Genomic DNA, 19,758 nt, shown 5'->3' with positions numbered 1-19,758 from the left:
TACATTGATCCCTGTAGGAGCTGCCGAAGGCTGCGATCTTTTGATCTTTAAAGCGCGGTGCTGTAGCGGCGCACGCCGTTTTCCACTGCCGGGATTTGTGCGGCGGTGCTGCCCGATGCCTGGAACAGCACCAGATGCTCAGCGGCAACACGAATCCCCACCTCCGCGCCCACCTGATGATCCGCATGGCTCGGGAAAATCGATTCCAGCTGCGCACCCGTCGGCAATTGCAGGCGATACAGCGTCGAAGCGCCAAGGAACGTCTTACCCACAATCCGTGCTTTCAAGGCGCTGTCCGGCGCATACACAATGTCATCCGGGCGCAGCAACACGTCCACTGCACCGCCAATCGGCCAGGTATAAGCGCGATTTCCGCGTAACTCACCCAGTTCAGTCTGCACCGATTCCGGGCTGTCGAGCTGGCCGCGAATGAAGTAACCCTGACCGATGAAGCTGGCCACATACGGTGTCGCCGGTTCGTGATAAAGGTTGTACGGCGTGTCCCACTGCTCCAGTCGACCTTCCTTGAACACGCCAACGTGATCGCTGACGGCAAAGGCTTCCTCCTGATCGTGGGTCACCAGAATCGCGCTGGTACCTCGGGCCTTGAGGATGTCGCGCACTTCGTGGCTGAGCTTGCGGCGTAGTTCGCCATCGAGGTTGGAGAATGGCTCGTCGAGCAACAGCAATTGCGGTTCCGGCGCCAGGGCGCGGGCGAGGGCAACACGTTGCTGCTGGCCACCGGACAACTCGTGCGGGAAGCGTTTGCCGAGATTCTTCAGGTTGACCAGTTCGAGCAGCTCTTCGGTGACGCGCTCTTTGTTCGGATGCTTGCGAATACCGAAGGCGATGTTGTCGGCAACGCTCAGGTGCGGGAACAGTGCGTAGTCCTGGAACACCATGCCGATCCGGCGTTTTTCCGGGGCGAGGGTGAAGCCGGCGCTGGAAATGGTTTCGCCACCGAGGGTGATTTCCCCTTCGTGCACTGGCTCGAATCCGGCAATGGCACGCAGGGTGGTGGTCTTGCCGCAGCCAGACGAGCCTAGCAGGCAGCCGATATCACCGGCGTTGAGGTGCAGATTGAGGTTCTGCACCACACGTTGATCTTGATAGCCGCAAGCGAGGTTGCGCAGGTTCAGCAGTAATTCATGGCTCATGCGTGGTGATATGCCGGTTCAACGAGGAACTCGAGCAGGGCCTTCTGTGCGTGGAGACGGTTTTCTGCCTGATCCCAAGCGACGGAGCGCGGGTCATCAAGCAGGTCGAGGCTGATTTCTTCGCCACGGTGCGCCGGCAGGCAATGCATGAACAGCACGTCCTCGGCAGCGAGGTCGAGCAGGGCGCGGTTGACCTGAAACGGCGCGAACAGCTTGAGGCGCTTGGCAGTTTCCTCTTCCTGACCCATCGAAGTCCAGACGTCGGTGCTCACCAGATGCGCGCCGCGCACGGCGTCTTGCGGGTCGCGGACGATGGTCACGCGATCGCCAGCTCTGGCGACGAATTCAGGATTTGGCTCGTAGCCTTCCGGGCAGGCAACGCGCAACTGGAAGTCGAACTGGATCGCCGCTTCAATATAGCTGTTGCACATGTTGTTGCCGTCGCCGATCCAGGCGACCGTTTTGCCCTGGATCGAGCCACGGTGTTCAAGGAACGTCTGCATGTCGGCCAGCAACTGGCACGGGTGCAAGTCATCGGACAGGCCGTTGATCACTGGCACGCGCGAGTTGGCGGCGAATTCGGTCAGGGTGCTGTGGGCAAAGGTACGGATCATCACCGCATCGAGCATGCTCGACATGACGATGGCGCAGTCGCCGATCGGCTCGCCACGGCCCAGTTGGGTATCGCGCGGCGACAGGAAGATTGCCTGGCCGCCGAGCTGGATCATGCCGGCCTCGAACGAGATCCGGGTACGGGTCGAGGATTTTTCGAAGATCATCCCCAGCACGCGGTTTTTCAGAGGCTCGAACAGTACGCCGCGGTTACGCAGGTCCTTGAGCTCAACGCCTCGACGGATCACGCTGACCAGCTCTTCGGGCGTGCAATCCATCAGGGAGAGAAAGTGCCTTGCGCTCATCATTGACTACCTTTTGCTACAAACCGCAGATGCTCAAAGCCTTGTTTAACGGAACAACGGGCGAGACCTGCGGCGTAAGCCGCACGGGGCGACGAAATAGGGGAAGGCGCGATATTGACACTAAATGTCGCGTTTTTCCAATAGGCTACGGTTTTTGCGGGATTCGGAGGGCGCACTGAATGTTGCAGTCGCGCATTTGAAGCCGGGTTCAGGACAGCAGCGAGCCTCTTTGTACACTGGCGTTACAGGGGTTGGCAATGCGGCGTGGCGGGGATCGCGTCGCTTGGGTCGGTTTACCACCGTGGCGCCATGCCATCACTTGGTCGGATGCTCAGGCTGAAACATTTGCTAAAGCAAAGTGCTGGGTTATAAATAAGTTTCGAGCGACGCAGGAAGCCTCCGCATGGAATCGAAAGAAAAACTGTTAATGGAACTGCTGGGCCACACGGCTCGCTCACTGACCCATCTCACCGCCTCAGTCACTTCAATGTCATTCGAACTGCTGCGCAGCGAAGACGAAGTGGTGAAGAGCGCCGGCCGCCACATGATCGATCGCATGGCGACCATCAGTGCCGGGCTCGACGAACACTGGCGATTGATCGGCGAGCTCACCGGCGTACATGTCGCCCACGAGCAGATTGAAACCATTCAGGAGATTCAGTTGGCCGCACCGCCTCAGCTGCCGTCGAACTGATCATGGCGGTTTATCGGCTCGCCTGATAACCGCCGATTCACAAGACGAACGTCGCTGGCGCAGGATCGGCGCCGGGGCCATAGTTTTGTTCCCGCGGGCGTGATTGCCTGCCCAGAACAAGACAGAGACTGGCCATGACCAAGACTCTCCATCACCGTGCCTGCCATCTGTGTGAAGCCATTTGCGGGCTGACCATCGAAACCACCGAAACCGAGGGCAACGTCGCGATCACTTCAATCAAGGGTGACGCGCTCGACACGTTTAGTCGTGGACACATTTGCCCCAAGGCTGTGGCCCTGCAAGACATCCAGAACGATCCTGATCGCCTGCGCCAGCCAATGCGCCGTGTGGGCAGTGAATGGCTGCCGATAGAGTGGGACGAGGCTTTTGCGCTGGTGGCCGAGAAGCTGGCGGCCATCCAGGAGCGTCATGGCCAGAACGCCGTGGCGGTCTATCAAGGCAACCCGAGCGTGCATAACTACGGGCTGATGACCCACAGCAATTATTTCCTGGGGCTGCTGAAGACGCGCAATCGCTACTCGGCGACCTCGGTCGATCAGTTGCCGCATCACCTGAGCAGTTATCTGATGTACGGCCATGGTTTGCTGTTGCCGATTCCAGATATCGATCACACCGACTTCATGCTGATTCTCGGCGGTAATCCGCTGGCGTCCAACGGCAGCATCATGACCGTGCCGGATGTCGAGAAGCGTTTGAAAGCGATTCAGGCGCGCGGCGGCAAAGTGGTGGTTGTCGATCCACGGCGCAGCGAGACGGCGGCCATGGCTGATCAGCATTTGTTCGTGCGTCCGGGGGGCGATGCGGCGTTGTTGTTTGGCGTGTTAAACACCCTGTTTAGCGAAGGCTTGACCAGCGAAAGTCATTTGCCGGTCGATGGGCTGGATGACGTGCGCGCCGCTGTCGCTGCGTTTACCGCTGAAGCCATGAGCCCGTTGTGTGCTGTTCCTGCCGAGCAGATCCGCCAACTGGCCCGGGATTTCGCCGCCGCGCCGAGTGCCGTGTGCTACGGACGCATGGGCGTTTCGACGCAGGCCTTCGGCACCTTGTGTCACTGGGTGGTGCAATTGATCAACCTGGTCACCGGTAATCTTGATCGCGTCGGCGGTGCACTGTGCACTGAACCCGCAGTGGATCTGGTGGCGTCGACTTCGGGCGGGCATTTCAACAAATGGCAGAGTCGCGTTTCCGGGCGTCCCGAGTACGGCGGCGAGCTACCGGTCTCGGCCCTGGCCGAAGAGATGCTCACCGAAGGCGAGGGCCAGATTCGTGCGCTGATCACCGTCGCTGGCAACCCGGTGTTGTCGACGCCGAACGGGCGGCAACTGGAGCAGGCGCTGGATGGCCTGGAGTTCATGGTCAGCGTCGACCTGTACATCAATGAAACCACGCGCTATGCCGACCTGATTCTGCCGTCGACCTCGGCGCTGGAAAACGATCACTACGACACGACGTTCAACCTGTTCGCGGTGCGCAACGTCACCCGCTTCAACCGCGCGATCCTCGCCAAACCCGAGGGCGCTTTGCATGACTGGGAGATTTTCGTGGGCCTGGCCAAGGCCTTGGCCGAGAAGACTGGCAAGGAACTGAAACCGACCATGCCACCGGCGAAGATGATCGACATGGGCCTGCGCATGGGCCTGTACGGTGACGCGTCCGAGCAAAAGCTTTCGTTGGCAACGTTGTTCGATCATCCCCACGGGATTGATCTGGGCGCGTTGAAGCCGAACCTGGCTGCGCGCCTGAAAACGCCGAATCAGCGCGTGCAGGCTGCTCCGCCAGAGATCCTTGCTGACCTCGCACGCTTTGCCGCATTGCAGGCGCCGGCCGCCGATGAGCTGTTGATGATTGGCCGTCGTCATGTGCGCAGCAATAACTCGTGGATGCACAACTATCACCGTCTGGTGAAGGGCAAGCCGCGCCATCAACTGCTGATGCACCCGGATGACCTCGCTAGCCGTGGGCTTAACGATGGTCAGTTGGTTCGCGTCAGCTCGCGGGTGGGGCAGATCGAGGTCGAGGTGCTCGGCAGTCTGGACATGATGAAAGGCGTGGTCAGCCTGCCGCATGGTTGGGGGCATGCGCGGCCGGGCGTGCAAATGGCGATTGCCAGCAGTCAGCCTGGGTCTAGCGCAAACGATCTGACCGATGAGTGTCAGCTTGATGAGCTGTCGGGTAACGCCGCACTTAATGGTGTGCCGGTGACGGTGGCGGCGGCCTGAATGTGACCGTCGGGGAGACCGAGCATGGCGCTCGGGATTCCGTTACAATGCGTCACCGTGCCGACCCATGAGTCGGAAAGTTCAGCCGAGGTGCTCCATGGATATCATCGAAACGATTAAAGAGCAGATTGCCAACAACACCATTCTGCTTTACATGAAAGGCTCGCCGAATGCCCCACAGTGTGGCTTCTCTGCGAAAGCTGCGCAGGCTGTGATGGCTTGTGGCGAAAAGTTTGCGTACGTGGACATCCTGCAGAACCCGGAAATCCGCGCCAACCTGCCGAAGTACGCCAACTGGCCGACTTTCCCGCAACTGTGGGTCGGCGGTGAACTGGTCGGCGGTAGTGACATCATGACCGAGATGGCTGCAGACGGTTCGCTGCAAAGCACCATCAAGGCGGCTGTTGAAGCGGCAGCGGCGAACAAGTCCGAAGCCTGATCGGCCAGGTTTCATGCGACAGCTGCTGCTTGTGTAGGAGCTGTCGAGTGAAACGAGGCTGCGATCTTTTGATCTTCAGCCAATAAAAAGCCCCGCCACTCGAAAGAGTGCGGGGCTTTTTAGTGCGTTCGAAAAGTTACTGCAAGTTGCCGGTGCAACCTGAAAAGATCGCAGCCTTCGGCAGCTCCTACTCTTCGCCCATCTGCGATTGCAGATAGTTCTCAAGACCGACTTTGTCGATCAGGCCCAGTTGGGTTTCCAGCCAGTCGATATGTTCTTCTTCGGATTCGAGAATGTCTTCGAGCAGTTCACGGCTGCCGAAATCGCCAACGGTTTCGCAATGGGCGATTGCGGTCTTCAGGTCAGCGTGACCGGTCTTCTCGATACGCAGGTCGCACTCCAGCATTTCCTTGGTGTGCTCGCCGATGTGCAGCTTGCCCAGGTCCTGCACGTTCGGCAGGCCTTCGAGGAACAGGATGCGCTTGATCAGCTTGTCCGCGTGTTTCATCTCGTCGATGGATTCTTTGTACTCGTGCTTGCCGAGCTTGTTCAGGCCCCAATCTTCATACATGCGTGCATGCAGGAAGTACTGATTGATCGCGACCAGCTCATTGGCAAGGATCTTGTTGAGATGCTGGATGACTGTAATGTCGCCTTTCATGATCGGAGTCCTGCCCTGTATTAGCTGTATATACGGCAGAGTTTGAGCTTCGTACTTATAAGTGTCAAACCTAAGTTATTGAATAATATATGAAAATTAATCGGAATAAGAATGTTTGTGTTCCGCGTCTGGGCGCTAAGCAGTTGATTTACAGGCATAAAAAAACCGGACATAAGTCCGGTTCTTTGAAATGGAGGGCAATTAGGCGGCAGTAAATTCTACAGGGTAGGGGATCGCAGCCTGAGCGGTTTGCAGCTTGGTCAGGGTTTCGCGAACGACTTCCTTGGCAAGGCACGCACATTTGCCGCATTGGCTGGCGACGCCGGTGGCCTGGCGGACTTCTTTATAGCTGCAGCAACCTTCATAGATCGCATCGCGGATCTGTCCGTCGGTGACGCCAGTGCAGAGACAAACATACATAAGTGAGAACCGTCGCTGGTTGTGACTCAATTGCGATGGATCTTAATGTTAACGAGAATGATTGTCAAAGTGCTTTCGGAAGGCTTCTGCTGATTCACAGCCGTGACTGACGAACGGTATTTGCTGGCGATTTGCCTGGCCCCGTAAATGCAGCGCCGTTCTACGCCTGCTTCGAAAAACCGTTAAGGACAGGCCAAATTCGCAGTGTATGATGGTCGGCCCTTGCGAAGGGGGTTCGTGTCACAGGGCTGTCGCTTGAGGGTGGCAGGCTGGCGCGGACCCTGAACTTCAAGTTTTTACACCAGGAGATATCAATGAGCGTACTCGTAGGCAAACAAGCCCCTGACTTCACCGTCCCGGCCGTACTCGGCAATGGCGAGATCGTTGACAGCTTCACCCTGTCCTCGGCCATCAAAGGCAAATACGGCCTGGTGTTCTTCTACCCACTGGACTTCACCTTCGTCTGCCCGTCCGAGCTGATCGCTCTGGACAACCGCATGGCCGACTTCAAGGCACGCAACGTTGAAGTGATCGCTGTGTCGATCGACTCGCACTTCACTCACAACGCATGGCGCAACACCCCAGTAAACAATGGCGGCATCGGCCAGGTGAAATACACCATGGCTGCCGACATGAAGCACGACATCGCCAAGGCTTACGACGTTGAATCCGAAGGCGGCGTGGCTTTCCGTGGCGCGTTCCTGATCGACGACAAAGGCGTTGTCCGTTCGCAGATCATCAACGACCTGCCGCTGGGCCGTAACATGGAAGAGCTGATCCGTCTGGTCGACGCTCTGCAATTCCACGAAGAGCACGGCGAAGTCTGCCCTGCCAACTGGAAAAAAGGCGACAAAGGCATGAACGCTTCGCCAGAAGGCGTTGCGGCTTACCTGACCGAGAACGCTGCAGCCCTGTAAGGCGCAACGTCGAGGTACAAAAAACCGGCCCACGTGGCCGGTTTTTTTATGCGGAGAATTAATTGAAACAGCCTCTCGGCATCATTTGTTTCAAATGTTCGGAAAAAATACTGGATGAGTGAACAGTGGCTGGATAGGGTTGTGCTCGAGCGATAACGGGGTACGAAGGCGACTGCCTTGTCCTGAATCGCGCCTCACTTCAGTAAGGACGGTGCAATGGATTGCATGATGCAGAAGGGGATTCAAATGCCGAGTAGCTTGGACGTTGCGGATTATTTCCTCTGCCTGGAAGGGCATGAGGGCGAGATATCCAATCTCAAGATTCAAAAAATGGTTTATTACGCTCAAGGGTTCAGTCTGGCCGTCCATGGTGAGGCTCTCTTCCCTGAAAAGCTGGAGGCGTGGATGCACGGGCCGGTGGTTCCGGATCTGTATCGAAGATTCAGCCAATTTGGATCGAGTGCCATTCCTCCTCCAAGTGATTTCAATCCAGATCTTTTCAGTGCCAAACAACAAAGTCTGCTCAACGAAGTATTCGACGTTTATGGCCAGTTTTCGGCGTGGAAACTACGTCAGTTGACGCATGAAGAAGCCCCTTGGCGTAGAAACTTCAAGGAAGGGGAGTTCAGCCGAGAAATTCCCGCCTGTGAGATGGAGGAGTATTTCCGGGAGCATTTGGTGAACTGAAATGGCCAAGTTCAAACGCAGGGAACGCGATGCGGCAATTACAGTAACGGCACGGACGTCCACCATCGAAATAGATTCATCGGAAGCGCGACCTCCGGTTTTCTCATTTGAGTATTTGCAGAATGGCTGGTGCATTCAAGATTGCGAGGCCGTCGAACGGTCGAAAATGCTTGAGCGTCTGAGGATTCTGGGAAGAATGCCGTGGAGAGAATTGCGCAGAGAGCATAGGCATCGATATGGCTGTGAAACAATTGAGAGAAACAGTCTGAAAGTGGGAATTCCTGCTTTTTTGACAGGTGATGTCAGATTGCTTGTGTTTCGGGCTTTTGAACGTGTAGCGATGGTGGGATACAAGAGCCATCGGATTTTTTATGTCGTGTGGATTGATCGAGAATTTAAGCTCTATAAGCATTAAACAAAAAAACCGGCCCACGTGGCCGGTTTTTTTATGCGCGGGATTTACCCGACGACCCTCAATCAGTCGTCGAAGTCTTCCCAGCCGCCCATCTGTTTCCAGCGGTTGACGATGCCGCAGAACAGCTCAGCGGTTTTCTCGGTGTCGTAACGTGCCGAGTGCGCCTCGCGGCCGTCGAAATCGATGTCAGCGGCCTGGCAGGCTTTCGCCAGTACGGTTTGGCCGTATGCCAGACCAGCCAGCGTCGCGGTGTCGAAACTGGAGAATGGGTGGAACGGGTTGCGTTTCATGTCCAGACGCGCAACGGCTGCGTTCAGGAAGCCAAGGTCGAAGCTGCTGTTGTGCCCGACCAGAATCGCGCGCTTGCAGCCATTGGCCTTCAGCGCCTTGCGAATGCCACGGAAGATGTCGGTCAGCGCGGTTTCTTCGCTGACCGCCATGCGCAGCGGGTGATCGAGTTTGATTCCGGTGAACTCCAGCGCCGCAGCTTCGATGTTGGCGCCTTCGAACGGCTCAACGCGGAAGAAGTAGGTGTGATCCGGGTATACAAAACCCTTTTCATCCATGGCGATGGTGGTCGCGGCAATCTCCAGCAGAGCGTCGGTGGCCGAGTTGAAGCCACCGGTCTCTACGTCAACGACAACCGGCAGGTAGCCGCGAAAGCGTGCTGCCATCGGGTGACGGGAGCCGCCGCCACCACTTTGACCGTCCAGTTCGTCGTCGAAATGGTCTTCACTCACGCGTGTTCCTCCAGCAGGCGCCAGCGCAGTTTTTCACCGGCGCGCAGCGGGATAACGGTCAGCTCGCCAAATGGCAGGCTGGTCGGGGCGGTCCATTCTTCACGAACCAGGGTGATGCGATCGGTGTTCGCCGGCAGGCCGTAGAAACGCGGGCCGTTGAGGCTGGCGAAGGCTTCGAGTTTGTCCAGCGCATTACGCTGTTCGAAGGCTTCGGCGTACATCTCGATGGCGGCGTACGCGGTGTAGCAACCGGCACAGCCGCAAGCGGCTTCCTTGGCGTGCTGTGCGTGCGGCGCCGAGTCGGTGCCGAGGAAGAACTTCGCGCTGCCACTGGTGGCGGCGTCGAGCAGGACTTCCTGGTGCGTATTGCGTTTGAGGATCGGCAGGCAATAGAAGTGCGGCCGAATCCCGCCCACCAGCATGTGGTTGCGGTTGTACAGCAGGTGATGCGCGGTGATGGTCGCGCCAACGTTGGCCGAGGCCTCGTTGACGAACTGCACGGCGTCGCCGGTGGTGATGTGTTCGAACACCACTTTCAGCGTCGGGAAGCGCTCGACCACGCGGCGCATGTGCTCGTCGATGAAGATCTTTTCGCGGTCGAACACATCGACGTCGCCACGGGTGACTTCACCGTGGATCAGCAACGGCATGCCGACTTCGGCCATGGCTTCCAGTGCCGGGAAGATCTTGTCGATGCTGGTTACCCCGGAATCGGAGTTGGTGGTCGCGCCGGCCGGGTACAGCTTGGCTGCGTGCACAAAACCACTGGCCTTGGCTTCACGAATTTCTTCGGGCTGGGTGCGGTCGGTGAGGTACAGCACCATCAGCGGTTCGAAGCGACTGCCGGCCGGGCGGGCAGCGAGAATCCGCTGGCGATAGCTGTCGGCTTCAGCGGCGTTGCGCACCGGTGGTACCAGGTTGGGCATGATGATGGCGCGGCCAAAAGTGCGCGCAACATCGGCAACGGTATTGGTCAACACGGCACCATCGCGAAGATGAATGTGCCAGTCGTCGGGACGCAGCAGGGTCAGGCGGTCGGACATGAGGGGATTCCAGGCGGGTCAAACTGAGGCGAATGCTACCGGAAAAGACTCTTGCAGGCACTCGCTATCAAGTTTTGCCGGAACCTTCCGATATCCCGTAGGTATGCCGTAAACATAGTGTGAATCGGTCTTTGTGTTTCAGAAGCCAATGGAGCCTCCCGTGCGCCAGCGTTATTTAGCCTTGCTCAGTGTGTTTGCCAGCCTTCCCGCGATGGCGCTCACGTACCAGACCCGTCTGGAGAACATTGAGTGGACGGTCGCCGGCGACAAGTTCGAGTGTCGTCTGACCCAGCCGATCACTGATTTCGGCTCAGGTGAGTTCGTGCGCAAGGCCGGCGAGCAGGCGATATTCCGTCTGAACGCCTACAACGCCATGCTCGGCGGCGGTTCTGCAACGTTGCTGGCAGCGGCTGCGCCTTGGCAGCCGGGCCGTGGTGACATTAATCTGGGCTCTGTGCGGCTCGGCAGCGGCAACGTGCTGTTCAGCAGTTCGCAGTCCCAGGCCGGGGGGCTGATCAGCGGCCTGCTGGACGGGCGCAGCCCGGTCGTGCGTCGCGCGTCTGGCGATGGCCGTGTCTCGGAAGTACGCCTGTTGCCGGTCAAGTTCAGCAAGGCCTTCAACGATTACCAGACATGTGTGGCGAAATTGCTGCCGCAGAATTTTGACCAGATCAAGCAGTCGCAGATCGGTTTCCCCGGTGAAGGCGTTGACCTCGACGCTGCCGCCAAAGCCAAACTGCAAGTAATGCTTGAGTTCATGAAGGCCGATCCGACGGTCAATCACATCGAACTCGACGGCCATTCCGACAACAGCGGTAATCGCCTGACCAACCGTGAACTGTCGCGCCGCCGCGCGCTGGCGGTGGTCGACTTCTTCAAGGCTAACGGCATTCAGGAATCGCAGATCACCGTGCGTTTCCATGGCGAGCAATATCCCATTGTGCCGAACACCAACGCGGCCAATCGCGCGAAGAACCGTCGGGTCAATGTCAAACTGGCGCGCGTGGCGCCGGTCGCGGCTCCGGCACCGCAAGCGAGCACGCCAGCCAATACTGCGGCGACTTCCTGACCCGCCGGTCATCGTCGCGCTCTCGACAGATTCTGTCGCTTTGTCGTCTTAAGCTGTCGCGCCTCTGTAAATTATCGCGTTGGAGCGGTAGACTCCTCGGCTTTCCGTAGAACCCCGTGGAGTGATGGCATGGCGGACGTAAACAAGGTCGTTCTGGCGTATTCCGGCGGCCTGGACACTTCGGTGATCCTCAAGTGGCTGCAGGATACTTATAACTGTGAAGTGGTGACCTTCACCGCTGATCTCGGGCAAGGCGAAGAGGTCGAGCCGGCCCGCGCCAAGGCTCAGGCCATGGGCGTCAAAGAAATCTACATCGACGACCTGCGCGAAGAGTTCGTGCGTGATTTCGTGTTCCCGATGTTCCGCGCCAACACCGTTTACGAAGGCGAGTACCTGCTGGGTACTTCCATCGCGCGTCCGCTGATCGCCAAACGTCTGATCGAAATCGCCAACGAAACCGGCGCTGACGCCATTTCCCATGGCGCCACCGGCAAGGGTAACGACCAGGTGCGTTTCGAACTGGGTGCCTACGCGCTCAAGCCAGGCGTGAAAGTGATCGCGCCTTGGCGTGAGTGGGACCTGCTGTCTCGCGAGAAGCTGATGGACTACGCCGAGAAGCACGCGATCCCGATCGAGCGTCACGGCAAGAAGAAGTCCCCGTACTCGATGGACGCCAACCTGCTGCACATCTCCTATGAAGGCGGCGTGCTGGAAGACACCTGGACCGAGCACGAAGAAGACATGTGGAAATGGACCGTCTCCCCGGAGAACGCTCCTGACAAAGCGCAATACCTGGAACTGACCTACCGCAACGGCGACATCGTTGCACTGGACGGCGTCGAAATGACTCCGGCCACCGTGCTGGCGACGCTGAACAAGATCGGTGGCGCTCACGGTATCGGCCGTCTCGACATTGTCGAAAACCGTTACGTCGGCATGAAGTCCCGTGGCTGCTACGAAACCCCGGGCGGCACCATCATGCTGCGCGCTCACCGCGCCATCGAATCGATCACCCTGGACCGCGAAGTCGCTCACCTCAAAGACGAGCTGATGCCGAAATACGCCAGCCTGATCTACACCGGTTACTGGTGGAGCCCAGAGCGTCTGATGCTGCAGCAGATGATCGACGCTTCGCAGGTCAACGTGAACGGCGTTGTGCGCCTGAAGTTGTACAAAGGCAACGTGATCGTTACCGGCCGCAAGTCCGACGATTCGCTGTTCGATTCCAACATCGCGACCTTCGAAGAAGACGGCGGTGCTTACAACCAGGCTGATGCCGCGGGCTTCATCAAGCTCAACGCGCTGCGCATGCGCATTGCTGCCAACAAGGGCCGCAAGCTGTTCTAAGCGTTCTGGTCTGAAGCGTAATGAAAAGGGCGGCCTTGTCATCGAGACAAGGCCGCCCTTTTTGCATGATTCTTTGTTTGCGTCTGATTGAAGCCTGTTCCTGGTCTTGGCATCTGTGGCTACGACTCATCTTTCATGCCCGTCCCAGCAGCGTTACCGCCTGTGCGCAAAGGTTATAAACAATACAAATCGTTTTGCCTGAGCCTTTCCTGACGTGCCTGATCTTCAGCAATGAATGCTGCGTCAGTAAAACATCCGATACATGATTGGAAAGAAACACCACTACCCGGGGAGTTTTCCGGTCCAGGTTCCGGATGTTTTCCAGAATCGTGGCTAACTCTCTCGATGCATCGACACCCCGAACGTCGATGAGGTGCAGGTCACTGACCCACGCGGGCAACTGAATGTTGTGCTGAACAATCAGGTTCGATTTTGAATTGATGGCCGAGGGCGGGTCAGGTGCGTTGTGGACTTTGCACGCGTCCTTGCATTCGGTTGGGCCTGACTCGCTGGGCACGATACAACTTGATAGTCCAAATGTCCCTTGCGTGGCTGGCTCCAGGGGCGGTGTGTTTCGTTTGTTCTCGCGATCGTTGTTATCGATTACTTTAAGAAAGTTTTTGTCCTTGCCGAAGTCCGAGGGTGAGTAGAGGGAACGGTAATTAAAGTTTAAAGTTATAAAAAATAGAAACAGCAAGTAGAACGGAAAGCTGATCAGAAACCATACGTAGATCTCTCTGTCCTTGTTGTCTAGAAAAGGCAGCGAAATGGCGGCTGATGTTTCCGAAATAGCTGCAAATATGGCAATTACCGTCATTGGGTTAGTGATTTTGTTTTTTATTTTCAGCATGCTTGTACTCTTGTGTTTGATCTGTCTCGTTGGTGATAAGTTTGTGTGGTTGAGTAGCTTGGCAGACGGGTTTCAAATACTTGTATTTATAGCAAAAGTATTGTGTTAGGTATAAATATCTTGTTTCAAGTGTTTATATCGGGTTTGAAGTTGTGAGGTTGGTGTGTCGGCTGTTGCATTGTGTTTCGGGTTAATAATCAAAGTTCTCGGCCGAGCGCAGATTTGCACGTGTCATGGCCGTTCGGGCATAGTGAAACTCAGCGATAAGGCATGATTTCTGTGTCGCTAGTCGTAGTCTGTAACAAGTTAAAAGCGAAATATTTCCGTGAGCGGAGGAGGAAATAACGTCGGATGTTTACTGGGGGTAGCGGCTTTTTGTAGGAATAGTCCGCAATGACTGTAGGGTATGTCTCTCGATGCTGGTGCGTGTTAACACTGCCATGCCATAGAGCAAGTGACTGGGCTATTGTGCGTGTTCTGAAAATTCGAACAGCGAAACTGGACTTGCCCATGAATAAAGTGCTGATCGTGGATGATCACCCTGTCATTCGTCTTGCGGTACGTATGCTGATGGAACGTCATGGCTACGAAGTCATCGCAGAAACTGATAACGGTGTGGATGCGTTACAACTTGCTCGAGAACAAATGCCGGATATTGTCATTCTGGATATTGGAATACCCAAGCTTGATGGTCTGGAAGTTATCGCGCGCCTGACTACGACGGCCATGCCTATTAAAGTTCTGGTGTTGACCTCCCAGGCTCCCGGGCACTTTTCAATGCGCTGCATGCAGTCGGGAGCGGCCGGGTATGTCTGTAAACAACAGGACCTGACCGAGTTGCTCAGTGCGATCAAGGCGGTATTGTCGGGCTATAGTTATTTTCCCAATCAGGCTTTGCATACAGTCCGCACCAGTCTGGGCAATGCCAGTGAAGCCGACATGGTGGATCGTCTGTCCGGTCGGGAAATGATGGTGTTGCAGCAGTTGGCGCGAGGCAAGACAAACAAGGAAATTGCCGATGGTATGTTTTTGAGCAACAAAACCGTAAGCACCTACAAGACGCGCTTGTTGTTGAAGCTCAATGCGCGATCCCTGGTTGATCTGATCGAGTTGGCGCAGCGTAATGGTCTGGTCTGAATGTATCGATGGCTGACAGGGTGATGGGCCGGTCGAACTCAGCTAGCCGCAGAAAGTGAAAAGCCTCCATTTCGGGAGGCTTTCAAATATCAGTCATCAAAATCGTAATCGGCCAATTGCTTTTGCAGTCGGCGCTCCTCAAGCAGGTTATCGATCGTACGGCGCTTGCTGAGATTGGTCTTGGCGACTTCGACCACAGGTTCGGTGTCCTCAGTTTCCGCAGCGATATCATCATCTACATCAAGTGGCTCTTTGTCGCTACTCATCAGCTAACTCCCGGCTAAGAATGCCTTTGGCGCTCCTTATATCGATATTCCTGCGGCGGGTAAAAAAGATTTTTTCAATCGACTTATCAATTATTCCAATAGCCGGTCAATCGTCCGAAGTTTTCTCCTTGTACTCGCACAGGTCTTCGATCCGGCAACTGCCGCAGCGTGGCTTGCGGGCCAGACACACATAACGGCCATGAAGTATCAGCCAGTGATGAGAGTCGAGAAGGAATTCTTTGGGTACAAACTTCATCAGCTTCTTTTCCACTTCGACCACATTTTTACCCGGTGCAATGCCGGTGCGGTTGCTGACCCGAAAGATATGAGTGTCGACGGCCATGGTCAGTTGGCGGAAAGCCGTGTTGAGTACGACGTTGGCGGTCTTGCGGCCCACTCCCGGTAGGGCTTCGAGCTCTTCACGGGTTTGCGGGACTTCGCTGCCATGGCGTTCGACCAGCAAGCGGCAGGTCTCGATGACGTTCTTGGCCTTGCTGTTGTAGAGGCCGATCGTCTTGATGTATTCGGATAGCCCCTCGACGCCCAAAGCGTGGATCGCCGCTGGCGTGTTGGCAACCGGGAACAGCTTTGCCGTGGCCTTGTTGACGCCGACGTCTGTCGATTGCGCAGAAAGAATCACCGCGATCAACAACTCGAACGGCGAGGAGTAGGCCAGTTCGGTCTTCGGTTCCGGGTTGTCTTCGTGCAGGCGGCGGAAAATCTCCAGGCGTTTTGCTGCATTCATGAGCGATGTGTTTCCTTGGATATCGAGTTCGGGCGAACTATCGCCTGACGCGCCGCCAGCAGCAGCGCCAACAAAATAAAAGCACCGGGGATCAACGTGATCAGGTGCAGCCCTTCGCCAAATACAACAAGACCTGGCCAGTGTTCGAACAGTCCCCGGCCGAGACTGCCGTGACCGACGAGTTCACGCAGCCCGGCGAGCCCGAGCAGCAATCCGCCGAACATGCCGCAGAGTTTGAGCCGCTCGATCCACGACTGTCGCCAGAAACCGTTGTGCTCCAGCACCACGCATTGCAAGGCGATCAGGCCGACATAGAGGCCGAAGGTTTGCTGCCAGGGCAGAAACCAGCGTTGCGCCAAAAGATCTGCGCAACTGGTGAGGGTCGCGGCGAGCAACACGCTGGCGAGCAACACGCTTTTTTCTGTGAGTCGTGGTCGCAAGGCAGCCATGCAAAGGCCATACAAGCCTGCGACAGTAACGAACATCAATAATGTCCCCACACCACCTGCCAGTGAGTCACTGGTGCCAAGCAGCAATGTCAGCATCAAAGTGTTCGAGAGGACTGCTGATCGGTTCATCTTCCGCTCCCCAGCAGCGCGGCCCGATGTTCATCGAAGTAGCGCAGGGCATCATGGATCGCGCTGATGGCTGCGCGCGAGGTGATGGTCGCGCCAGCTATTTGATCAAATTGTCCCTGATCCTTTTGCAGCGCCCATCCCGCATCAGTCGGCTCCTTGCTCGATGTGCCGATAAACGACTGTAGCCAGGTATTCGGCCAGTCACCCAGATGCCCGCCGAGTCCTGGCGTTTCCCTTTGTTTAAGGGTTTTTACACCGAGCAATTTGCCGTTGGTATCGATGGCGATCAACAGTTCGATGGCGCCCGCATAACCCTGGGTTTGACTGTGCAGCAAGATCGCAACGGTCTGGCCGCGTTTGGTCGCGCGATAGCCACCCGTTAAGGTGCTATGGCTCAAGTTCAAGTCTGCCAAGGCCAAAGGCTGCTCGAGCGGTTGATTGTCGTAGGCATCGAGTGGAAGCAAATCCAGCAGTTTGCGGCTTTCGATCCAGTGCTGCCCGCTGGCAATTTGCGCTGCAGAACTACGGTATAAAACATAAGTCGCAGCGACGCCGATGACCGCCAACAGCAGCACAATAGACGCGCTGGCCGTGCGATTCATGGGCGCACCTCTGACTGACGGCTCGCGGCAAATCGCTCCAGCGCAGGCACGCAAAGATTCATCAGCAGCACTGCGAACGCCACGCCATCCGGGTATCCACCCCAGGTTCGAATCACGTAAGTCAGCAGCCCGACACTGCCTCCGAACAGCAGACGGGCAAGCGCGCTTTTAGCGCCAGAGACCGGTTCAGTGATGATAAAGAACGCCCCCAGCATGGTCGCGCCACTGAGTAGGTGAAACAGCGGTGACCCATGCGAGTCCGAGCCGGAACCGTTCCAGCACAGCAGACTGATGACAAACAGGCTGGCGAGCATGCCCACTGGCGCATGCCAACTGAAGACGCGGCGCTGCAGCAGAAACAACCCGCCGGCGAGGAACGCCAGATTCACCCATTCCACACCGTGTCCGCCCCATCGACCGAAGGCTGGATTGCTGGTGAACAACTCGTCCATGGTCAGGCTTTTATTGATGCGCAGGCTGTCCAGTACGGTGGCCTGGACCCAAGCATCCGGCGCCTGACCTGCGCCGAACACTTGTTGAAACGTTGCCGTCAGATCCAGGCCATGAGCCGGCCAATGGGTCATTGGTTGCGGGAACATCACCATGGCCAGGGCAAACCCGAGCATTGCCGGATTGAACGGGTTTTTGCCGACGCCGCCGTACACGTGCTTGCCGAACAGCAGACCCGCAGCCATGGCCGTTACCGTCAGCCACCAGGGGCAATAAGGTGGCAGGGCAGCAGCCAGCAATGTCGCGCTGACCAGCGCGTTGCCGTCGCTCAGCGCTGGCTGCAGGGGCTGTCGACGCAGGTGCAGGACCGCTGCTTCGACAATCAGTGCTGTGGTGGCCGCCAGAATCAGATTGATCAACACCCCCCAACCGTACAGCCAGAACAGTCCGAGCAGCCCCGGCAAAGCGGCCAGCAATACCAGCTTCATTGCCTGTTGCAGGCGATTGTCCGGTGCCTCAAGGGGCAACATGATCTTGCACCTGGCGCTCGGCGTCTTGCAGGCGGGCGCGGGCCTTGGCGAGGATTTCGGTGGGCGTGTCGGCGCGCCGTTCGAGTTTGTTGAGGTCGGCGCGGGCGTAGGCCAATTCGGTTTTCAACTGGCGAAGCTGGCTGTCGACCGGGCGTTTTTCGACGCGCACCAGGTCAGGCAACGGCTGATCGCTTGTAGCTTCGGCGGCGTGCAGGGCCTGTTCGGCATCGCGTAGTGCTTGTTCCAGCGCGGCGATCTGTTCGGGCGCCGCTTCGGCGGTTTGGGCTTTTTTCAGTTCGGCACGACGCATTGCCAACTGGATTTTTGCCCGTTTCAAGTCGGCATCTTTCGCCGGGGCCGTGACTGCCGGGGCAGGCGGGGCGCTGCTTTCAAGTTTCGCTAAGGCCTGCTCGGCCGCGTCGAACTGCTGCTGCAACACGATCAATTGTGCCTGCTGCTCGAACGTCGGCGGATGACCGAAGGCTTTCAACGACTTGTGCAATTGCGCGCGGCTCATCGCTACATCAATTTTGGCTTTCTTCAGCGCCGCGTCAACGGTGGCGGCTTTCTGCGCACGCACGCGTTGCAATGCTGCCTGCACCGGATCGGTCGCGGTCACTTCAGGCTGCACCGCCCGTTTCGCCCGCGCTTCACGCTCAGCCTGTTTCTGTTGTTCTTCGCGGTGCAAGCGCTCGTTTCGGCGCTCGAAGCGTTGACGCGCGTGATCGCGTTTGGCCGCGCGCGCGCGCTGCTCGTCGAGACTGACGGCGAGGCCGCCCACCACCGGCAACGTGCCCGGCGACAATGGATGCATTTCGATGCAATCCACCGGGCACGGTGCGACACACAGATCGCAACCGGTGCACTCGTCGACGATGACCGTGTGCATCAGTTTCGCCGCGCCGACGATCGCGTCGATCGGGCAGGCCTGAATGCACTTGGTGCAGCCAATGCATTCGGCTTCACGGATAAACGCCACTTGCGGCGGTGCCGAGCCGCGACTGATGTCCAGCTCCAGCACCGGCACTTTCAACAGTTCAGCCAGCGCCGCGATGGTTTCGTCACCGCCCGGCGGGCACTTGTTGATCGGCTCGCCCTCGGCGATGCCTTGTGCGTACGGTTTGCATCCGGGATGGCCGCACTTGCCGCATTGGGTCTGCGGCAGGAGGGCATCGATGCGTTGAATCAGACTCATGTTTTGATCAGTCCACTGAATCCGAGAAAAATCACTGCGATCAGTCCGGCGCCGATCAGATCAATCGGCAGGCCACGAAAGGGCAGGGGGATATCGTTGTCGGCCGTGCGCTCGCGCAAATCGCTGAAGAGGCTCAGCACCAGCCAGAAACCCAGCCCGGCGCCAAGACTTAGCGCTATTGCCTGCGGCAGGCCTTGATCGTTTTGCGCGTTGATCAGTGCCAGCCCGAGCACTCCGGCATTGCCCAGCAACAATGGCCATAGCCCGTCGAAAGGCAGACCGTGAAAGCCGCCGGACAACAGTTTCAGCAGCGGTGCGATCAGCAACACACTCAATGGCAGAAACACGAACAGCCGCAGGGCTTCAAGATGAAGCGGCACCAGTAGCCAATGCCAGATCACGTAAGCGGTTACGCCCGCAACCAGCATCAGGCACAACGTCGCCAGTCCCAGCGCATGCACCTGGCGACGACTGCCCGCCAGCAGCGGATCGACGCCCAGGGGCCAGTGCAACACGAAGTTGTTAAGCAGCGCAGCACTGATAAGCGTAAGCACGAGTTCGGTCATGGTTCTGCCAGAGAAACGGGCGGCTATCTCATAAGGTTAGGCATTATCCAGCAGCCACGTAGGGTGGGCCAGATATGAAAAATCCCACCGGCA

General features: G+C 57.4%; 23 protein-coding genes. 9 read left to right on the top strand and 14 right to left on the bottom strand.

The window, feature by feature from the left end; genetic code table 11:
* Nucleotides 1–47 precede the first annotated feature (47 nt).
* Together CKW14_RS19270 and argF are read right to left on the bottom strand one after the other, a co-directional pair.
* Nucleotides 48–1,157, bottom strand: a complete 1,110-nt coding sequence (locus CKW14_RS19270; RefSeq protein WP_007916688.1) for an ABC transporter ATP-binding protein — start codon at nt 1,155–1,157, stop codon at nt 48–50.
* Nucleotides 1,154–2,074 carry an ornithine carbamoyltransferase gene (gene argF, locus CKW14_RS19265; protein WP_093430582.1) on the bottom strand — a complete coding sequence of 307 codons (921 nt, stop codon included), beginning with the start codon at nt 2,072–2,074 and terminating at the stop codon, nt 1,154–1,156. The genes CKW14_RS19270 and argF overlap by 4 nt, the downstream gene beginning before the upstream one ends.
* A gap of 403 nt (nt 2,075–2,477) precedes the next feature.
* On the opposite strand from argF, the gene CKW14_RS19260 reads away from it, so the two are divergent.
* The 3 genes from CKW14_RS19260 (at nt 2,478) to grxD (ending at nt 5,447) form a co-directional block, all read left to right on the top strand.
* Nucleotides 2,478–2,768 carry a hypothetical protein gene (locus tag CKW14_RS19260; RefSeq protein WP_016986650.1) on the top strand — a complete coding sequence of 97 codons (291 nt, stop codon included), beginning with the start codon at nt 2,478–2,480 and terminating at the stop codon, nt 2,766–2,768.
* Between the two features lie 134 nt (nt 2,769–2,902).
* Nucleotides 2,903–5,008, top strand: coding sequence for a molybdopterin oxidoreductase family protein (locus CKW14_RS19255; RefSeq protein ID WP_095048292.1), 2,106 nt, complete (start codon nt 2,903–2,905; stop codon nt 5,006–5,008).
* Nucleotides 5,009–5,105: 97 nt separating this feature from the next.
* Nucleotides 5,106–5,447: a Grx4 family monothiol glutaredoxin gene (gene grxD / locus CKW14_RS19250; RefSeq protein ID WP_016773402.1), complete on the top strand. Its 342-nt coding sequence runs from the start codon at nt 5,106–5,108 to the stop codon at nt 5,445–5,447.
* A gap of 187 nt (nt 5,448–5,634) precedes the next feature.
* On the opposite strand, the gene bfr is transcribed toward grxD, so the two are convergent.
* Nucleotides 5,635–6,108 carry a bacterioferritin gene (bfr, locus tag CKW14_RS19245; RefSeq protein WP_007916671.1) on the bottom strand — a complete coding sequence of 158 codons (474 nt, stop codon included), beginning with the start codon at nt 6,106–6,108 and terminating at the stop codon, nt 5,635–5,637.
* A gap of 201 nt (nt 6,109–6,309) precedes the next feature.
* Nucleotides 6,310–6,528 carry a bacterioferritin-associated ferredoxin gene (locus tag CKW14_RS19240; protein ID WP_093430580.1) on the bottom strand — a complete coding sequence of 73 codons (219 nt, stop codon included), beginning with the start codon at nt 6,526–6,528 and terminating at the stop codon, nt 6,310–6,312.
* Nucleotides 6,529–6,842: 314 nt separating this feature from the next.
* Here CKW14_RS19240 and CKW14_RS19235 point away from each other — a divergent pair, with 314 nt between their 5' ends.
* From CKW14_RS19235 to CKW14_RS19225, 3 genes are all read left to right on the top strand, one after another.
* Nucleotides 6,843–7,445, top strand: coding sequence for a peroxiredoxin (locus CKW14_RS19235; protein WP_003227723.1), 603 nt, complete (start codon nt 6,843–6,845; stop codon nt 7,443–7,445).
* Between the two features lie 216 nt (nt 7,446–7,661).
* On the top strand, nt 7,662–8,132 hold the full coding sequence (locus CKW14_RS19230) for a Panacea domain-containing protein (protein WP_095048291.1): 471 nt from the start codon (nt 7,662–7,664) through the stop codon (nt 8,130–8,132).
* 1 nt (nt 8,133) lies between these two features.
* The gene (locus tag CKW14_RS19225) at nt 8,134–8,547 is read left to right on the top strand and encodes a hypothetical protein (RefSeq protein WP_093430578.1); all 414 of its coding nucleotides are present in this window, start codon (nt 8,134–8,136) and stop codon (nt 8,545–8,547) included.
* A gap of 62 nt (nt 8,548–8,609) precedes the next feature.
* Here CKW14_RS19225 and rnt read toward each other — a convergent pair whose 3' ends face one another.
* Together rnt and pyrC are read right to left on the bottom strand one after the other, a co-directional pair.
* On the bottom strand, nt 8,610–9,287 hold the full coding sequence (gene rnt, locus CKW14_RS19220) for a ribonuclease T (RefSeq protein ID WP_007916667.1): 678 nt from the start codon (nt 9,285–9,287) through the stop codon (nt 8,610–8,612).
* On the bottom strand, nt 9,284–10,330 hold the full coding sequence (gene pyrC / locus CKW14_RS19215; RefSeq protein ID WP_095125872.1) for a dihydroorotase: 1,047 nt from the start codon (nt 10,328–10,330) through the stop codon (nt 9,284–9,286). Before pyrC ends, rnt begins: the two co-directional genes overlap by 4 nt.
* A 160-nt stretch (nt 10,331–10,490) precedes the next feature.
* Here pyrC and CKW14_RS19210 point away from each other — a divergent pair, with 160 nt between their 5' ends.
* Nucleotides 10,491–11,399, top strand: coding sequence for an OmpA family protein (locus CKW14_RS19210; protein ID WP_095125871.1), 909 nt, complete (start codon nt 10,491–10,493; stop codon nt 11,397–11,399).
* 129 nt (nt 11,400–11,528) lie between these two features.
* The gene (locus CKW14_RS19205) at nt 11,529–12,746 is read left to right on the top strand and encodes an argininosuccinate synthase (RefSeq protein WP_007916658.1); all 1,218 of its coding nucleotides are present in this window, start codon (nt 11,529–11,531) and stop codon (nt 12,744–12,746) included.
* A gap of 133 nt (nt 12,747–12,879) precedes the next feature.
* Here CKW14_RS19205 and CKW14_RS19200 read toward each other — a convergent pair whose 3' ends face one another.
* Nucleotides 12,880–13,596, bottom strand: a complete 717-nt coding sequence (locus CKW14_RS19200) for a hypothetical protein (RefSeq protein WP_095048288.1) — start codon at nt 13,594–13,596, stop codon at nt 12,880–12,882.
* A 510-nt stretch (nt 13,597–14,106) separates the two neighbouring features.
* Here CKW14_RS19200 and CKW14_RS19195 point away from each other — a divergent pair.
* Entirely contained in the window at nt 14,107–14,733 is a 627-nt protein-coding gene (locus CKW14_RS19195) for a response regulator transcription factor (protein ID WP_064119001.1), read from the top strand.
* Nucleotides 14,734–14,822: 89 nt separating this feature from the next.
* Here the strand turns inward: CKW14_RS19195 and CKW14_RS19190 are convergent, their stop codons facing one another.
* The 7 genes from CKW14_RS19190 to CKW14_RS19160 form a co-directional block, all read right to left on the bottom strand.
* The gene (locus CKW14_RS19190; protein WP_093430574.1) at nt 14,823–14,999 is read right to left on the bottom strand and encodes a PA3496 family putative envelope integrity protein; all 177 of its coding nucleotides are present in this window, start codon (nt 14,997–14,999) and stop codon (nt 14,823–14,825) included.
* A gap of 106 nt (nt 15,000–15,105) precedes the next feature.
* Nucleotides 15,106–15,744, bottom strand: coding sequence for an endonuclease III (nth, locus tag CKW14_RS19185; RefSeq protein ID WP_038369071.1), 639 nt, complete (start codon nt 15,742–15,744; stop codon nt 15,106–15,108).
* Nucleotides 15,741–16,322 (bottom strand): Rnf-Nqr domain containing protein, encoded by a 582-nt coding sequence (locus CKW14_RS19180; protein WP_093430572.1) that lies wholly within the window; start codon nt 16,320–16,322, stop codon nt 15,741–15,743. Before CKW14_RS19180 ends, nth begins: the two co-directional genes overlap by 4 nt.
* Nucleotides 16,319–16,924: an RnfABCDGE type electron transport complex subunit G gene (locus tag CKW14_RS19175; RefSeq protein ID WP_095125870.1), complete on the bottom strand. Its 606-nt coding sequence runs from the start codon at nt 16,922–16,924 to the stop codon at nt 16,319–16,321. Before CKW14_RS19175 ends, CKW14_RS19180 begins: the two co-directional genes overlap by 4 nt.
* Entirely contained in the window at nt 16,921–17,904 is a 984-nt protein-coding gene (locus CKW14_RS19170) for an RnfABCDGE type electron transport complex subunit D (RefSeq protein ID WP_095125869.1), read from the bottom strand. The genes CKW14_RS19175 and CKW14_RS19170 overlap by 4 nt, the downstream gene beginning before the upstream one ends.
* Complete coding sequence (rsxB, locus tag CKW14_RS19165; RefSeq protein ID WP_095048285.1) at nt 17,891–19,099, bottom strand: electron transport complex subunit RsxB; 1,209 nt, start codon at nt 19,097–19,099, stop codon at nt 17,891–17,893. Before rsxB ends, CKW14_RS19170 begins: the two co-directional genes overlap by 14 nt.
* On the bottom strand, nt 19,096–19,665 hold the full coding sequence (locus CKW14_RS19160; RefSeq protein ID WP_095048284.1) for an electron transport complex protein RnfA: 570 nt from the start codon (nt 19,663–19,665) through the stop codon (nt 19,096–19,098). The genes rsxB and CKW14_RS19160 overlap by 4 nt, the downstream gene beginning before the upstream one ends.
* Nucleotides 19,666–19,758: the final 93 nt, after the last annotated feature.

Source organism: Pseudomonas sp. Irchel s3a12 (genome assembly GCF_900187485.1).
Lineage (GTDB): Bacteria > Pseudomonadota > Gammaproteobacteria > Pseudomonadales > Pseudomonadaceae > Aquipseudomonas > Aquipseudomonas neuropathica.
The sequence above is the reverse complement of the archived record's forward strand: the minus strand, read 5'-3'. Positions and strand labels throughout refer to the sequence as shown.

What these genes read in the sequence shown, in the direction of transcription:
- CKW14_RS19270 (WP_007916688.1), bottom strand. Translation starts at nt 1,157, where the DNA reads ATGAGCCATGAATTACTGCTGAACCTGCGCAACCTCGCTTGCGGCTAT.
- CKW14_RS19200 (WP_095048288.1), bottom strand. Translation starts at nt 13,596, where the DNA reads ATGCTGAAAATAAAAAACAAAATCACTAACCCAATGACGGTAATTGCC.
- CKW14_RS19240 (WP_093430580.1), bottom strand. Translation starts at nt 6,528, where the DNA reads ATGTATGTTTGTCTCTGCACTGGCGTCACCGACGGACAGATCCGCGAT.
- CKW14_RS19170 (WP_095125869.1), bottom strand. Translation starts at nt 17,904, where the DNA reads ATGTTGCCCCTTGAGGCACCGGACAATCGCCTGCAACAGGCAATGAAG.
- pyrC (WP_095125872.1), bottom strand. Translation starts at nt 10,330, where the DNA reads ATGTCCGACCGCCTGACCCTGCTGCGTCCCGACGACTGGCACATTCAT.
- CKW14_RS19235 (WP_003227723.1), top strand. Translation starts at nt 6,843, where the DNA reads ATGAGCGTACTCGTAGGCAAACAAGCCCCTGACTTCACCGTCCCGGCC.
- bfr (WP_007916671.1), bottom strand. Translation starts at nt 6,108, where the DNA reads ATGAAAGGCGACATTACAGTCATCCAGCATCTCAACAAGATCCTTGCC.
- CKW14_RS19260 (WP_016986650.1), top strand. Translation starts at nt 2,478, where the DNA reads ATGGAATCGAAAGAAAAACTGTTAATGGAACTGCTGGGCCACACGGCT.
- CKW14_RS19160 (WP_095048284.1), bottom strand. Translation starts at nt 19,665, where the DNA reads ATGACCGAACTCGTGCTTACGCTTATCAGTGCTGCGCTGCTTAACAAC.
- nth (WP_038369071.1), bottom strand. Translation starts at nt 15,744, where the DNA reads ATGAATGCAGCAAAACGCCTGGAGATTTTCCGCCGCCTGCACGAAGAC.
- grxD (WP_016773402.1), top strand. Translation starts at nt 5,106, where the DNA reads ATGGATATCATCGAAACGATTAAAGAGCAGATTGCCAACAACACCATT.
- CKW14_RS19255 (WP_095048292.1), top strand. Translation starts at nt 2,903, where the DNA reads ATGACCAAGACTCTCCATCACCGTGCCTGCCATCTGTGTGAAGCCATT.
- rsxB (WP_095048285.1), bottom strand. Translation starts at nt 19,099, where the DNA reads ATGAGTCTGATTCAACGCATCGATGCCCTCCTGCCGCAGACCCAATGC.
- CKW14_RS19195 (WP_064119001.1), top strand. Translation starts at nt 14,107, where the DNA reads ATGAATAAAGTGCTGATCGTGGATGATCACCCTGTCATTCGTCTTGCG.
- CKW14_RS19190 (WP_093430574.1), bottom strand. Translation starts at nt 14,999, where the DNA reads ATGAGTAGCGACAAAGAGCCACTTGATGTAGATGATGATATCGCTGCG.
- CKW14_RS19175 (WP_095125870.1), bottom strand. Translation starts at nt 16,924, where the DNA reads ATGAATCGCACGGCCAGCGCGTCTATTGTGCTGCTGTTGGCGGTCATC.
- argF (WP_093430582.1), bottom strand. Translation starts at nt 2,074, where the DNA reads ATGAGCGCAAGGCACTTTCTCTCCCTGATGGATTGCACGCCCGAAGAG.
- CKW14_RS19205 (WP_007916658.1), top strand. Translation starts at nt 11,529, where the DNA reads ATGGCGGACGTAAACAAGGTCGTTCTGGCGTATTCCGGCGGCCTGGAC.
- CKW14_RS19230 (WP_095048291.1), top strand. Translation starts at nt 7,662, where the DNA reads ATGGATTGCATGATGCAGAAGGGGATTCAAATGCCGAGTAGCTTGGAC.
- CKW14_RS19180 (WP_093430572.1), bottom strand. Translation starts at nt 16,322, where the DNA reads ATGAACCGATCAGCAGTCCTCTCGAACACTTTGATGCTGACATTGCTG.
- CKW14_RS19225 (WP_093430578.1), top strand. Translation starts at nt 8,134, where the DNA reads ATGGCCAAGTTCAAACGCAGGGAACGCGATGCGGCAATTACAGTAACG.